Source organism: Streptomyces sp. CB01373 (assembly GCF_002803075.1).
Lineage (GTDB): Bacteria > Actinomycetota > Actinomycetes > Streptomycetales > Streptomycetaceae > Streptomyces.
Genome location: NZ_NNBK01000003.1, coordinates 360,534 through 374,954 on the forward strand (window position 1 = coordinate 360,534; position 14,421 = coordinate 374,954).

A 14,421-nucleotide genomic window follows, 5' to 3' on the forward strand; every position below is an offset into this window, starting at 1 on the left:
GCATTCCTATGCTCTGCGGGCATGGAGCTGATCCAGGACACCCCCGACCTGTCTGCCTATTTGGCCGCAGACGAGGGTATCGACCATGAGCACCCGATGGTCCGCGAAACGGCTGCCCGGCTCGCCGAGGGGGTGGCGGACTCGTATGCCTATGCGCGGTCCGCGTACGAATTCGTGCGCGACGGCATCCCCCACTCGCAGGACGCGGGCGACTCGCGCGTCACCTGGCGCGCCTCCGACGTCCTTCGTCTGCGCACTGGCATCTGCTACGCCAAGGCCCATGCCCTGGCGGCGCTGCTGCGGGCCGAGGACATCCCGACGGCGCTGTGCTACCAGCGGCTGACGCGCGACGACGACGGCGGCGGGCACGTGGTGCACGGACTGGTCGCCGTCCGGTTCGACGGAGCCTGGCACCGGCAGGACCCGCGCGGCAACAAGCCGGGCGTCGACGCCCGCTTCTCCCTCGCCGGTGAGCGTCTGGCCTTCGTGCCGGACTCCAAGTCCAACGAGCTGGACTATCCGGTGCTGTACGCTGAACCACACCCGGCCGTGCTGGCCGCCCTCAAGGCCGCTCCGGACCGGCCGCGGCTGTGGAAGACGCTCCCGGCCGCACTCTGACCGCGAGGCGGGAGAACATGGCACTGACGCTCACCGTGTCCGACGAGGTACGCGCACTCGCGCCCGGCTTCACCCACGTGGCCGTCGAGGCCCGCGGGCTGGTCGGCGGACCGAGCACCGAAGGCTCCTCGGCGCTCCTCGACGACGCCGCGCGCCGTCTGGCGGCCCGGCTGGACGGACGCGCCCCGCACGAGGACCCGCACATGGCCGCCTGGCGCGAGACGTACACGGCGTTCGGCTCCAAGCCCTCCCGCACCCGCAACTCGGCCGAGGCGCTGGCCCGGCGGGCGCTGACCGGCGCCGGCCTGCCCCGCATCAACCTGCTCGTCGACCTCTACAACGCCATCAGCATCGCCCACCTCATCCCCGTCGGCGGCGAGGACCTCGACCTGATCGAGGGAGGGATGCGTCTCGTGCGTGCCAGTGGCGAGGAGGACTTCGTCACGGTCGCGGGCGGCGAGGAGACCGTCGAACACCCGGACGCGGGCGAGGTGGTGTGGTGCGACGAGGCCGGCGTGACCTGCCGCCGCTGGAACTGGCGCCAGGGCCCGCGCACCCGCCTCACCGAGCAGACCGCGTCGGGCATCTTCCTGCTGGAGAGCCTGGCCCCGATGCCGGTCGCCGAGGTCGAGGCGGCGGCGGCCGAACTCGCCGAACTGCTGGAGAAGTTCAGCCCGGGCGCCGAGGTCACCGTACGACCGCCCGCGGCCTAGGCCTTGAGTTTCTCCGCCCGGGGGGTCAGTGTGCCCCGGCCGTGCGGAGCTGGTCCGGGGTCGGGGCCGTGCCGCCGAGGTGGGCGGGCATCCACCAGGTGTCGTCGGCGGACCGGGGGCGGACCGGGTAGGCGCGCTGGGCGGCCTCAAGGAGCTCCTGGACGCGCTCGCGCAACCGGCGGGTGAGGGCGCCCGCGTACAGCTCGCGGGAGGCCTCCATGGCCTCGCCCACCCTGATCGTGATCGGGATGTGGCTGCGCTTGAAGTTGCGCGGATGCCCCTTGGTCCACAGCCGCTGCGTGCCCCAGACGGCCATCGGGACCATGGGGACGCCCGCGTCCTGGGCGAGGCGTGCCGCACCCGACTTGAAGGCCTTCAGCGTGAACGACTGCGAGATCGTCGCCTCCGGGAACACCCCGACCACCTCACCGGACCTCAGCGAGTCCAGCGCGTGTGCGTACGCCGCCTCGCCGTTGGCGCGGTCCACCGGGATGTGCTTCATGCCGCGCATCAGGGGGCCGGAGACCCGGTGCCGGAAGACCGACTCCTTCGCCATGAAACGCACCAGGCGCTTCTGCGGGAGCGCCGCGAGCCCGTTGAAGACGAAGTCCAGATAGCTGATGTGATTGCTCACCAGCACGGCGCCGCCCGTGGTGGGAATGTTCTCCGACCCCTGGCAGTCGATCTTGAGGTCCCACGCCTTGAACATCGTGCGGGCGAGACCGATGACGGGGCGGTAGACGAGCTCTGCCATGAGCGGGACGGACCCTTCTCTCTGCCAGGGAAGGGCTCCCGGCGGAAGTTACGCTGCCGTAGGTTTACGGCCTGTCGCAGATCGTGCCCCAAGAACGGCGCGGGAGCCAGCCCACGTGCCCGTCCAACGCGAGATCCTCGTCACGTCACCCCTCAGATTCCGCCCGACGGCCCATCGTGGACACGCAGCACAGGCCTTGGAACCCCTTCGGGAACCTGTCCCGGGCGCCCGGGAATCTCCGTCCCAACGGGCGCGCTGTACCGGTGAGCGCGGGGGCGTCCGCGAAAGTGTGGCAGAGCGTGGCGGAAGAACGGGAGTACAAACGTGCCGGGATGGGACGAGGGCAGACGGCTCGGGTCGGCCGAACTCGGTGAGGACCTCGGCGCGCGGGCCACGCTGGTGCAGTTCTCCAGCGCGTTCTGCGCACCCTGCCGGGCGACCCGGCGGATCCTCGGCGAGGTGGCCGGCGTGGTCCCCGGGGTGGCGCACGTCGAGGTCGACGCCGAGGCCCGGCTCGACCTCGTGCGCGCGCTCGGGATCCTCAGGACGCCGACCGTACTCGTCCTCGACGCGGACGGCCGCGTGGTGCGGCGGGCGGCCGGACAGCCGCGCAAGGCGGACGTCATCGCGGCCCTGGGGGAGGCGTTGTGAGGTCGCCGTCCGGGGTGGTGAGGCCTCTGACCGCGGCGGCGGGAGGGCTCGTGGATCCCGGGGCGTACTTGACTGTGCACGCCAACTATCGTGAGCCTGACCGCATGCCCTCGGAACTCCTTCTTCTCGGGCGGCCCCGCGTCGACCCAGCCCGCCCCACGAGCGCGCGCCGTCCGGACTGTTGAGCAGCCGCGGATCCCGCTCGTCCGACCAGCAGAAGGACGGCTCCATGACGGCCACGTCCGACCTGGGTGCCTCCGGCACCGTCCAGTTCGCCTCCCCACAACTGCTGCGCTCCGTCTTCCGGCGGCACGCGGCGGGCGTCGCGGTGATCACCGCCCGGGGCGACGCCGGTCCGGTCGGCTTCACCGCCACGTCCCTCACCTCCGTCTCCGCCGAGCCGCCGATGCTCTCCTTCGGTATCGGCACCGGCGGTTCCAGCTGGCCGGCCATCGCCGCGACCGACCATGTCGGCGTCCACATACTCGGTGAGCACCAGGAGGAACTGGCCGCCACCTTCGCGCGCAGCGGCGCCGACCGCTTCGGCGCGCCGACGGCGTGGCGCGAGGGTCCCGAGGGCGTCCCCGTCCTCGACGGCGTGCTCGCCTGGCTGGTGTGCCGTGTCGTCACACGGGTGCCGGCCGGGGACCACCGGATCGTGCTGGCCGAGGTCGTCCTGGGCGATCCCGCGGGCGCCGGTCGTCCGCTTCTCTACCACCAGGGCCGCTTCAGCGCGCTGCGTGATTGATCACCTCACCCCTCTCCTGCGAAGCCGTCGGGTTCCGGTTACGCTGCGTTGCGAAGGTCACAGTTCAAAGCGCTTGCTCAGCGGGCATGAACTGGGTGTACTGACGAGTAATATTCCGCTCGGAGCGCCTGGTCGCCCTGACCGGGATCGGCCGCTTCAGGCGCCTATGCTGCCTAGGAAGGCAGCCCAGAGAAGACGATGCAGTAGGAGAGCCGGCGTGAGCTTGAGGATCGTTGTCACTGTGAAGTACGTGCCCGACGCCACTGGCGACCGGCACTTCGCCGATGACCTGACCGTCGACCGGGACGACGTGGACGGTCTGCTCTCCGAGCTGGACGAGTACGCGGTCGAGCAGGCGCTGCGGATCGCGGAGGACGCCGACGATGCCGAGGTCACCGTTCTGACGGTGGGTCCCGAGGACGCCAAGGACGCGCTGCGCAAGGCGCTGTCGATGGGCGCCGACAAGGCGGTCCACGTCGAGGACGACGACCTGCACGGCACGGACGTCATCGGTACTTCACTGGTGCTGGCCAAGGCGATCGAGAAGGCCGGCTACGACCTGGTGATCTCGGGCATGGCCTCCACCGACGGCTCCATGGGCGTGGTCCCGGCGCTGCTCGCCGAGCGTCTGGGTGTCCCCCAGGTGACGCTGCTGTCGGAGGTGTCGGTCGAGGACGGCACGGTGAAGGGCCGCCGGGACGGGGACGCGGCCTCGGAGCAGCTTGAGGCGTCGCTGCCCGCGGTGGTGTCCGTCACCGACCAGTCGGGCGAGGCCCGTTACCCGTCCTTCAAGGGCATCATGGCGGCCAAGAAGAAGCCGGTTCAGTCCTGGGATCTGTCCGACCTGGACATCGACGAGGACGAGGTCGGCCTGGAGGGTGCCTGGACGGCCGTGGACTCCGTGACGGAGCGTCCGGCCCGCACCGCGGGCACGATCGTCAAGGACGAGGGCGAGGGCGGCAAGCAGCTCGCCGCCTTCCTCGCGGAGCGCAAGTTCATCTGATGCGTCTCGCGAGCCAGAAGTTCATCTGAGCCCGCTGGTTCCGCTGACCGTCCCTCACACTTCGCAAGCAGGAGAGAAGAAGTCCCATGGCTGAAGTCCTCGTCTACGTCGACCACGCAGGCGGTGCCGTCCGCAAGCCGACCCTGGAGCTGCTGACCCTGGCCCGCCGCATCGGCGAGCCGGTCGCCGTCGCGCTCGGCGCGGGTGCCGCGGACACCGCCGCGACGCTCGCCGAGCACGGCGCCGTGCGGGTCCTCACCCACGACGCGCCCGAGTACGCCGACTACCTGGTCGTGCCCAAGGTGGACGCCCTGCAGGCCGCCGTCGAGGCCGTCTCGCCGGCCGCCGTGCTGGTGCCGTCCTCCACCGAGGGCAAGGAGATCGCCGCGCGTCTGGCGCTGCGCATCGGTTCGGGCATCATCACCGACGCCGTCGACCTGGAGGCCGGCGACGAGGGCCCGGTGGCCACCCAGTCGGTGTTCGCCGCCTCGTACAGCACCAAGTCCCGTGTCTCCAAGGGCACCGCGGTCATCACCGTCAAGCCGAACTCGGCCGCCGTGGAGGCCGCCCCGGCCGCCGGTGCGGTCGAGGCGCTGAGCGTGGCGTTCTCGGACCAGGCGACCGGCACGAAGATCACCGGCCGGACGCCGCGTGAGTCGACGGGCCGCCCCGAGCTGACCGAGGCCGCGATCGTGGTCTCCGGCGGCCGTGGTGTGAACGGCGCGGAGAACTTCGCGGTCATCGAGGCGCTCGCCGACTCCCTCGGCGCGGCCGTGGGTGCCTCGCGCGCCGCCGTCGACGCCGGCTGGTACCCGCACACCAGCCAGGTCGGCCAGACCGGCAAGTCCGTGTCCCCGCAGCTCTACATCGCCAACGGCATCTCCGGCGCGATCCAGCACCGCGCCGGTATGCAGACCTCGAAGACGATCGTCGCGGTCAACAAGGACCCCGAGGCCCCGATCTTCGACCTGGTCGACTACGGCGTCGTCGGCGACCTGTTCGAGGTCGTCCCGCAGCTCACCGAGGAGATCAAGACCCGCAAGGGCTGATCCTCAGGCGTACGACCGAGGCCCCCGTGTCCTGCCCTCTCCGGGTGGGACGCGGGGGCCTCGGCTCGTCCTGGCCGCAACCCCGTTCGGCCCCGGCGGGTGATCCCGTCCTCCCGCGCGCCAGGATGAGATGAGAGGCGTGGGCGGTCGCGCGGAAGAAGGACGGTGTTGACCCACGGGAAGATCCGCGGATAACTTCGTACTGCGGATTATGGATTCCGGAAAGCGGAAAACAGGAGGGTGTGGGATGGGTCAGGGCCAGCAGGAGAACGTGGCGACGAGCCTCGCGGGCGCCGTCAGCGAGGAGATCAGCGCCTCCCTCGCGCCGGTCGACGCCGAACTGGAGCGTCTCTACCCGGGCGACCCCGGCACCCGCCAGCCCGTTCACACCGTCTACGTGCCCGGCGACGTCTTCGAGGCCGGCACCGTCCGCTCCTGGGGCGACCGGGCGCTCGCCGCGCTCGACGAGCACGCCCCGGACGCGGCCTCCTTCGCCGCCGTCCTCGGCCTGAGCGACGAACTGGCCGTTCCCGTGTACGACCGCGTCCGCGCCAAGCTGGAGCGGGAGCCGATCGAGGACCTGCGGATCGACTTCGAGGACGGGTACGGCCCCCGGCCCGACGCGGAAGAGGACGAGGCGGCCGCCCGCGCGGCCGGGCTGGTCGCCGAGGCGTACCGGAACGGGAAGGCGGCCCCGTACATGGGCATCCGCATGAAGTGCTTCGAGGCGGCGGTCCGCGACCGGGGCATCCGCACCCTCGACATCTTCCTCACCGGCCTGATGGAGGCCGGGGGCCTGCCCGGCGGGCTGGTCCTGACCCTGCCGAAGGTGACCTATCCCGAGCAGGTCACCGCCATGGCCCGGCTGCTGGAGGCCTTCGAGAAGGCCCACGGGCTGGCGCCCGGACGCCTCGGCTTCGAGATCCAGATCGAGACCAGCCAGTCCATCCTCGCCGCCGACGGCACCGCCACGGTCGCCCGGATGATCCAGGCCGCCGAGGGCCGCGCCACCGGACTGCACTACGGCACCTTCGACTACAGCGCCTGCCTCGGCGTCTCCGCCGCCTACCAGGCCAGCGACCACCCGGCCGCCGACTACGCCAAGGCCGTGATGCAGGTCGCCGCCGCGGGCACGGGCGTACGCGTCTCGGACGGCTCCACCAACGTCCTGCCGGTCGGCCCGGCCGACAAGGTGCACGACGCCTGGCGGCTGCACTTCGGCCTCACCCGCCGTGCCCTGGCCCGCGCCTACTACCAGGGCTGGGACATGCACCCCGGCCACATCCCCACGCGGTACGCGGCCGTGTTCGCCTTCTACCGCGAGGGCTTCGAGCAGGCGGCGGCCCGCCTCGCCCGCTACGTCAGCCGCGCCGGCGGCGACGTCATGGACGAGCCCGCCACCGCCAAGGCGCTCAGCGGCTACCTGCTGCGCGGCCTGGACTGCGGCGCCCTCGACTCCGCCGAGGTCGCCGAGCGAACCGGCCTGACCCGCGCCGGCCTCGAGTCCTTCGCGGCCCCACGCCGCGGCGACCTGACCGCGTCGGCGCAGTAGCCGGACGGCACGGCACACCGGCGGGGGCGTGACCCCGGGGCTCCGCCCCCGTGGTCACGCCCCTCTGCTTCCGCCTCGCGCTTCGGCCGCGTGTCGGACCCGGCCCGCGTGGCGCGGGACGTCCGCCGGGCGTCGGGCGTCAGGCCGGCGGGGGCAGTTCGCCCGAGCCTCGGGTGATCAGGCGGGTCGGGAGTTCGATGCGTTCCGGGGCGAGGAGGGTGCCGTCCAGCTGGCGGAAGAGGCGCTCGGCGGCGGTTCGGCCGAGGGCCGCCGAGTCCTGGGCGACGACGGTGACTCCCGGCTGGAGCAGATCGGCCAGTTCGATGTCGTCGAAGCCGACGAGGGCGACCCGTCGCGCCTGCTCGGCCAGTACGCGGATCACGGTGACGGTCACCCGGTTGTTGCCCGCGAAGACCGCGGTGACCGGGTCGGGCCCGGACAGCATGGTCTCGGTGGCCCGGCGCACCCGCTCCGGGTCCGTGACGCCCAGCGACATCCAGGAGTCCTCGACCGGTATGCCCGCGTCCTCCATCGCCGCCCGGTAGCCGCGCAGGCGTTCGGCGGCCGTATGGATACGGGGCATGTCGCCGATGAACCCGATCCGGCGGTGGCCGTGGGCGATCAGGTGGGCGACACCGTCGCGGGCCCCGCCGAAGTTGTCCGACAGCACGACATCGGCGTCGATGTTCCCGGCCGGGCGGTCCACGAACACGGTCGCGACGCCCGCCTTGAGCTCGGGTTCCAGATAGCGGTGGTCGTCACCGGCCGGGATCACGACCAGCCCGTCCACCCGCCGTGCACACAGCGCCAGCGCGAGTTCCTGCTCGCGCTCCGGGTCCTCCGCGCTGGATCCGTTGATGAGCAGGGCGCCGTGCGCGCGGGCGACCTCCTCCACCGAGCGGCTCAGCGGCCCGTAGAACGGGTCGGCGAGGTCTTCCAGGATCAGCCCCACGCTCGCCGTACGGCCCTTGCGCAGCACCCGCGCGCTGTCGTTGCGGCGGAAGCCCAGGGCCGCGATGGCGTCCTGCACGCGCCGCTCCGTGTCCGGGGTGACCCCGGGCTCACCGTTGACCACGCGGGAGACGGTCTTCAGGCCGACGCCCGCGCGTGCCGCCACGTCCTTCATGGTCGGACGGCTTCCGTAGCGATTCGCCGACGCGCGGTCCGGGCGGTCTGCGGGGCGGTCTGCTCGACGGGCGGTCTCGGGCACGGTGCGGCGTCCTGTCCTGTCGTCCACGGGGACGAATCGCGTCCACGGGGATGCGTCGGTCCATGGGTTCGTATGAGGATGTGGCGTCGAGCATAGAACCTGGACAACGTTGTCATACGCACGAGAGACTGTCCATCGAACACTCCGGCCCGCGCCGCCCCACGGCGATACCGGACCGCGCCCACCTCTTGGTTTTCTCATGGTTGACGGGGAGATCTGACTCTGATGCACACCGACCTCGTGGCCGCACTGGACATCGGCGGCACCAAGATCGCCGGAGCGCTGGTGGACGGCCGCGGCGGCATCCTGGTGCGCGCGCAGCGCCCGACGCCCGCGCAGGAGGACGGCGACACCGTGATGCGGGCCGTGGAGGAGGTGCTCGGCGAGCTGGGCGCCTCGCCGCTGTGGGGGCGTGCCACGGCTCTGGGCATCGGCAGCGCGGGCCCGGTCGACGCCTCCGCGGGCACGGTCAGCCCCGTCAACGTGCCCGGCTGGCGGGAATACCCGTTGGTCGAGCGGGCCCGCGCCGCGACCGGCGGCCTGCCCGTGGAGCTGATCGGCGACGGCGTGGCCATCACGGCGGCCGAGCACTGGCAGGGCGCCGCCCGGGGACACGACAACGCGCTGTGCATGGTCGTCTCCACGGGGGTCGGCGGCGGCCTGGTCCTCAACGGGCGGCTCCACCCGGGCCCGACGGGCAACTCCGGGCACATCGGCCACATCAGCGTCGACCTCGACGGCGACCCGTGCCCGTGCGGTTCGCGCGGCTGCGTGGAACGCCTCGCGAGCGGCCCGAACATCGCCCGCCGGGCCCTGGACCAGGGCTGGCGCCCGGGCCCCGACGGCGACACCTCGGCCGCCGCGGTGGCCGCCGCCGCCCGCGCCGGGGACCCGGTCGCCGTTGCCTCCTTCGCCCGCGCCGCCCGCGCCCTGGCCGCGGGCATCGCCGCCACCGCGACCCTGGTCGAGATCGACATCGCGGTGATCGGCGGGGGAGTGGCCAAGGCGGGGGACGTGCTCCTCGCCCCGCTGCGCCGGGCCCTGACCGACTACGCCACCCTCTCCTTCGTACGGCGTCTGACGGTCGCCCCCGCCCAGACCGGCACGGACGCCGGCCTGGTGGGAGCGGCGGCGGCAGCGCTCACGGCGCGGACGGACGTCACGGCGGCCGGGGTCTGAGGCGGCGGCCGCCGTTCCGGGACTGCGGCTCAGCACACCAGGCGTGCGTCCGCCCAGTCCGCGTGGTCGGAGTCGACGCCGTCGCCGCCGTCCGTGACGACGAGGCGGACCACCTGGGCGCCGGTCACGTCCGCCGACAGCGGCCGGGCACCCATCGCGTTGGTGAGCACTCCGGTGGCGGCTGCCTTCCGGCCGTCCGCCCAGATCTCGAACGCCACCGTGCCCCTGCCGTCCTTCTCGTCGTCGACGCCGACGTCCGCGGTGACGGTCCGGCAGGTCGCGCCCGTGTAGAACTCGACGGCGCTGTCCGCGTGGACGCCGAGCCCCTTGGCGTACACCACCCCGCCGAGGGTGATCGGATGACCGTCGCCGGCGGCGCTCTCGCCGTTGCTGGTGTCGCGCTCCACCGGGCCGTAGCCGTTGGCGGCCGACAGCCAGGGGAGGTCACTGAGGTACGACGTCCCGGCGGGCGGCCGCACCACCACGCCGGCGGCGAGGGTCAGGGCGCTGTCGACGCGCACGCCGCCGGGGGAGCGATGGCTCGCCCTGAGCGTCAGGTCGTACGAACCCGTCGGGGTTCCGGCCGGTGCGGTGACGGTCCAGCGGGTCCGCAGCGCCTTCCCCGTCGGTACGGCCGGGGCCCGCACCGCGGACTCGGGCCGTACCGTCCAGCCCGCGGGGCCGGTCAGGGACACGGAGACCCGCGTGGCCGGCGTACGGCCCAGGTCGGTCACGGTCGTGGTGAGCGTCGCCGGCCGGCCCAACTCCAGCAACAGGCTGCCGTCCAGGCCGAGTTCGACAGCGGGCGGGTTCGCGGCCCAGTCGCGGTCGGGCTGGACCCGGACCAGGACGGTGCCGTGGGCCGGAACGGTCGCCGAGATCGTGCCCGCGGTGTTGTACGAGCGGTGCTCCCACAGGTCGCGCAGGGTGTAGGCGGCGGCGCCGGGCAGGCCCACGGCCCGCGCGGTGGTGGCGATGCGCTGCGGGCTGCCGGTCTCGTTGAAGAGGGCGACGGCGCGGCTGCCGTCCTTCATCTCCTTGGCCACGACCCAGCGCCCGTCCTCGGAGGAGACGACGGCGCCCTGCCGGCCCAGCGGGTCCTGGTCGACGGCGACGACCTCCCGGTTGCCCAGGATGTCGAGGGTCGCCTCGGACGCCTTGCGCAGGTCCGAGCCGATGAGGAGGGGCGCGGCCATCACGGACCACATCGAGAAGTGGGTGCGGTACTCGGTGTCCGTCATGCCGCCGTTGCCGACCTCCAGCATGTCGGGGTCGTTCCAGTGGCCCGGACCGGCGTACGGGGCGAGTGGCAGGTTCTGCTTCAGGATCGACAGCATCGAGCCCCAGTTGTCGCTGATGTCGTCGGTGGTGCGCCACAAGTCCCCGACGTCGGCGGCCCATTCCCAGGGTTTGTTCTGGCCCCACTCGCAGATGCTGTACACGATGGGCCGGCCGGTCGCCTTCAGCGCGTCCCGCATGGTGGTGTACCGGAGCCTGGCGTCCACGCCCTGGTTGTTGCAGTTGTCGTACTTGAGGTAGTCCACGCCCCAGTCGGCGAACTGCTGGGCGTCGCTGTACTCGTGGCCGAGCGCGCCGGGGAAACCCGCGTTGTTGCACGTCTTGGTGCCGGCGCTGGTGTAGATGCCCAGCTTGAGTCCCTTGGAGTGCACGTAGTCGGCGACGGCTCCGATGCCGCCCGGGAATCTGACCGGGTCGGGTACGAGCTTGCCGTTCGCGTCACGGGCGGGCAGGGCCCAGCAGTCGTCGAGGTTGACGTACTGGTACCCGGCGTCCTTCAGGCCCTTGGCGACGAAGAGGTCGGCGATGCCCTTGACCATGGCCTCGTCGAACTCGGCCCGGCAGTTCGTGGAGTTCCAGTTGTTGAAGCCCATCGGAGGGGTGAGGGCGAGTCCGTCGGCCCGCGTGGGCGTGACGGAGTCCCGTGCGGAAGCCGCCGGGGCGGGTGCGGCGACGGCGGGGACTGCGAGTCCCGTGGTGCACAGCAGTCCTGCGGCCAGGGCCCCGACCACGGTGCGGCGGGCGGTGCGCGTGTGCGGGTGACGCATGAGAACGCTCCTCCGGACTCGCGAAAATTGGGATGACGTCATGTCCGCGTCATCGGTGCGCGATTATGGTAGGACGTGTCCAACTCTGTTGGAAGAGAAGTCGTAAACGGTTGTTTGATGCAACGTCAGATTCCTTAAAAGCTCCGGGAGTTGACGGTGAGATCCCACTCTCGCGTTCGGTTGTGTTGAGGTGGCACCCCGGCGAGGGGGGCATGGCGCAGCGCAGCCGCCGGAGCGGGCATGGTCACCCCGCTGAGTGCTCCCAGTCGGGTGCACGGCCGTGACCCCCGGGCGGCCGGCGCAGTTGAACCGAGCATGAAGAAGCGCAGCATGCTCGCCCTCGCGTCCCTGGCCACCGGTTTCGTCGTGGCCGCCGTCTCTCCGTCGCACGCCGTCGACCACGACGGGCTCGGCGACCGGAGCGTGAAGGACATCGTGGGCACCGTCGACCAGGTCGTCGGTGAGGAAGGCCTCACCACGGGCGACGACGCGTCCGGGCAGCACCACGGCTGACGCCCGTCGGCCGAGCGCGGCGCCGGCACCCCCACAGCGGGGGTGCCGGCGCCGTCCTGTGGGCAGCCCTCAACTGGGGCTGGTTTCCGTGGCAGGGTGGAGCGGGCAAGCCACAGGGGGCCGACAGCAGAGGGGGACCCGTGATCGTCTGGATCAACGGTGCTTTCGGTGCGGGGAAGACGACCACCGCACGGGAACTGATCGAACTGATCCCGAACAGTACGCTCTTCGACCCCGAGGTCATCGGCGGTGCGCTGACGCATCTGCTGCCGCCCAAACACCTCGCCGAGGTCGGCGACTACCAGGATCTGCCGATCTGGCGGCGCATGGTGATCGACACGGCGGCCGCGATGCTCGCCGAGCTGGGCGGGACCCTCGTGGTGCCCATGACCCTGCTGCGCCAGGAGTACCGCGACGAGATCTTCGGCGGGCTCGCCGCCCGCCGCGTCGCTGTGCTGCACGTTCTCCTGGCCCCGGCCGAAACGATCCTGCGTGAGCGCATAGCCCATCGGGAGGTCCCGCCCGACCTGCCCGACGGCGAGATACGCGTCCGCCAGTGGTCCTACGACCACATCGAGCCCTACCGGACCGCCCTGGCCTCCTGGCTCACCGCCGACGCCCACCCCGTCGACACCAGCGCCCTCACGCCGCACGAGACGGCCGTCCGCATCGTCGAGGCCGTCAGCAACGGTGCCGCGCCCGTCTGTGACATCGTGCAGACCCCGGAGCCCACGGCCGAGACCGTCGCCTCCGGAGTGCTCCTGTTCGACGAACAGGACCGTGTGCTGCTCGTCGACCCCACCTACAAGCCCGGCTGGGAGTTCCCCGGCGGTGTCGTCGAACCCGGCGAGGCCCCGGCCCGCGCGGGCATGCGCGAGGTCGCCGAGGAGACGGGCGTGCGGCTGGACGAGATGCCCCGGCTCCTCGTCGTCGACTGGGAGCCGCCCGCACCGCCCGCCTTCGGCGGTCTGCGCTTCCTCTTCGACGGCGGCCGCCTGGACTCGGCTGCGGCCACGCGCCTGCTGCTGCCCGGACCCGAGCTGCGTGACTGCCGCTTCGTCACCGAGCGGGAGGCCGCCGACCTGCTCCCGCCCGTCCGCTACGCCCGGCTGCGCTGGGCACTGCGGGCCCGCGAACGCGGCGCGGCGGTGTACCTGGAGGCGGGCGTGCCGGTCGGCTGACGCCCCGTGCCTACGCCGACAGCGCGGACTGCGTGGAGTTGTCGCCGGTGCCTCGCAGTTCCTCGTACGGATAGGGGGTCAGCCTGCTCTCCTTGCGCAGGCGGTCGTGGAAGGCGTTCAGGCGCGCGGCGACCGGCGCGTGACGGGTCAGGATCGCCGCGGCCGCCGACGGGACGCCTTCGGGCCGCGCGCCTTCGGCGCAGGCGCGGACGAAGGCGCGGCGCTCCTTCAGGTCGTATGTGTACAGGGCGTTGACCAGCCAGTTCACCAGATGCGTGACGGTGTAGGCGCGGTCGTAGCCGCGGTGTCGGCCGAAGAAATCGCGCTCCTTCTCGGTGAGCCGGAACCGGTCGCTCAGCGCGAGACCGAAGTCGGAGAGGTACAGCTGGGTGCCGTCGGTGAGGATGTTGTGGAAATGCGCGTCCAGATGCAGCAGCCGGTGCTCGCGCAGGAAGCCGGTGAGGGCCTCCAGACCGGTTTCGACGAACTCGCACGCGCTGTCCGCCGCGTCGCCGTGAAGCCGGGCGGCGAGCCAGTCGTCCGCGGTGTACGGCACGTACTCCAGGAAGAGGACCAGGCTCGCGGTCGCCGTGCGCAGGGCCTCGATGCGGCGCTCCACCTGCGGGGCGCCGCCCCAGTAGGCGACGGTCCGCTCCACGTCGGCCAGCAGCTCCGGCATCGGTCCGGGGGTGTCGGGCAGCGCCCGCCAGTGATGCAGCAGGGGGAAGCCGGAGAAGCGGCCGGAGAGAACCCAGTCGGTCGTCATGCGGTGCGCGGCGAGTTCCCGCCACGCCCCGAGTCCGGGGCTGCCGATGCCGTAGTGGAAGTAGGGCGGCAGGTCGAAGAGGTTCGCGGTCGACCGCAGGTGGTCGGGGTGCCGTTCGACGTCGGTCAGGCGCACGTACTTGACGAAGACCTGGTGGCCGTCCACGTCGACGATCGCGGAACGGCCGCCGATCCCGGTACCGAACGGCTTGCCGCCCTCCAGGAGTTGAGCGAGTTCACCGTCGCTGAGGAGGGAGAGCGAGGTGGCGATGTCGGTGTGGGCGGCGATGCGGGTGGAGATGGTCATGATCCCATCCTCAGCCGGACGCCGGGTACCCGTCAGCTCCTTTTGCCTCGCGAACGGCGCACCGTGGCACGGGAGATGAACGGCGGGGCTGACCCGAGTGCGTCCGCGGCCC

The 14,421-nt window shown here is 72.0% G+C and carries 14 protein-coding genes; 10 read left to right on the forward strand and 4 right to left on the reverse strand.

The window, feature by feature from the left end:
* Positions 1-21 precede the first annotated feature (21 nt).
* Both CG719_RS06425 and CG719_RS06430 read left to right on the forward strand, forming a co-directional pair.
* Positions 22-618: a transglutaminase domain-containing protein gene (locus CG719_RS06425; RefSeq protein WP_100567496.1), complete on the forward strand. Its 597-nt coding sequence runs from the start codon at positions 22-24 to the stop codon at positions 616-618.
* A 17-nt stretch (positions 619-635) separates the two neighbouring features.
* The gene (locus CG719_RS06430) at positions 636-1,331 is read left to right on the forward strand and encodes a B3/B4 domain-containing protein (RefSeq protein WP_100567497.1); all 696 of its coding nucleotides are present in this window, start codon (positions 636-638) and stop codon (positions 1,329-1,331) included.
* Between the two features lie 25 nt (positions 1,332-1,356).
* Here the strand turns inward: CG719_RS06430 and CG719_RS06435 are convergent, their stop codons facing one another.
* A complete protein-coding gene (locus CG719_RS06435) occupies positions 1,357-2,085 on the reverse strand; it encodes a lysophospholipid acyltransferase family protein (RefSeq protein ID WP_100567498.1) in 729 nt (242 codons plus the stop codon).
* Between the two features lie 324 nt (positions 2,086-2,409).
* On the opposite strand from CG719_RS06435, the gene CG719_RS06440 reads away from it, so the two are divergent.
* The 5 genes from CG719_RS06440 to CG719_RS06460 all read left to right on the forward strand — a co-directional run bounded on the left by CG719_RS06440 (position 2,410) and on the right by CG719_RS06460 (position 7,088).
* Positions 2,410-2,736 (forward strand): TlpA family protein disulfide reductase, encoded by a 327-nt coding sequence (locus tag CG719_RS06440; RefSeq protein ID WP_100567499.1) that lies wholly within the window; start codon positions 2,410-2,412, stop codon positions 2,734-2,736.
* Positions 2,737-2,965: 229 nt separating this feature from the next.
* A complete protein-coding gene (locus tag CG719_RS06445) occupies positions 2,966-3,484 on the forward strand; it encodes a flavin reductase family protein (RefSeq protein WP_100567500.1) in 519 nt (172 codons plus the stop codon).
* Between the two features lie 217 nt (positions 3,485-3,701).
* Positions 3,702-4,487, forward strand: coding sequence for an electron transfer flavoprotein subunit beta/FixA family protein (locus CG719_RS06450; protein WP_100567501.1), 786 nt, complete (start codon positions 3,702-3,704; stop codon positions 4,485-4,487).
* 86 nt (positions 4,488-4,573) lie between these two features.
* Positions 4,574-5,536, forward strand: coding sequence for an electron transfer flavoprotein subunit alpha/FixB family protein (locus CG719_RS06455; protein ID WP_100567502.1), 963 nt, complete (start codon positions 4,574-4,576; stop codon positions 5,534-5,536).
* Positions 5,537-5,783: 247 nt separating this feature from the next.
* Entirely contained in the window at positions 5,784-7,088 is a 1,305-nt protein-coding gene (locus tag CG719_RS06460) for a DUF6986 family protein (protein ID WP_100567503.1), read from the forward strand.
* A gap of 139 nt (positions 7,089-7,227) precedes the next feature.
* Here the strand turns inward: CG719_RS06460 and CG719_RS06465 are convergent, their stop codons facing one another.
* Complete coding sequence (locus CG719_RS06465; RefSeq protein WP_100567504.1) at positions 7,228-8,298, reverse strand: LacI family DNA-binding transcriptional regulator; 1,071 nt, start codon at positions 8,296-8,298, stop codon at positions 7,228-7,230.
* A 225-nt stretch (positions 8,299-8,523) separates the two neighbouring features.
* Between CG719_RS06465 and CG719_RS06470 the strand changes: the two genes are divergently transcribed.
* Positions 8,524-9,477 carry an ROK family protein gene (locus CG719_RS06470; RefSeq protein WP_100567505.1) on the forward strand — a complete coding sequence of 318 codons (954 nt, stop codon included), beginning with the start codon at positions 8,524-8,526 and terminating at the stop codon, positions 9,475-9,477.
* Between the two features lie 29 nt (positions 9,478-9,506).
* On the opposite strand, the gene CG719_RS06475 is transcribed toward CG719_RS06470, so the two are convergent.
* A complete protein-coding gene (locus CG719_RS06475) occupies positions 9,507-11,543 on the reverse strand; it encodes an NPCBM/NEW2 domain-containing protein (RefSeq protein ID WP_199836535.1) in 2,037 nt (678 codons plus the stop codon).
* A 315-nt stretch (positions 11,544-11,858) separates the two neighbouring features.
* Here CG719_RS06475 and CG719_RS06480 point away from each other — a divergent pair, with 315 nt between their 5' ends.
* Together CG719_RS06480 and CG719_RS06485 are read left to right on the forward strand one after the other, a co-directional pair.
* Positions 11,859-12,056 (forward strand): hypothetical protein, encoded by a 198-nt coding sequence (locus CG719_RS06480; protein ID WP_100567506.1) that lies wholly within the window; start codon positions 11,859-11,861, stop codon positions 12,054-12,056.
* Between the two features lie 140 nt (positions 12,057-12,196).
* A complete protein-coding gene (locus tag CG719_RS06485; protein ID WP_100567507.1) occupies positions 12,197-13,237 on the forward strand; it encodes an NUDIX hydrolase in 1,041 nt (346 codons plus the stop codon).
* A 10-nt stretch (positions 13,238-13,247) separates the two neighbouring features.
* Here the strand turns inward: CG719_RS06485 and CG719_RS06490 are convergent, their stop codons facing one another.
* A complete protein-coding gene (locus CG719_RS06490) occupies positions 13,248-14,309 on the reverse strand; it encodes a hypothetical protein (RefSeq protein ID WP_100567508.1) in 1,062 nt (353 codons plus the stop codon).
* Between the last annotated feature and the right edge of the window lie 112 nt (positions 14,310-14,421).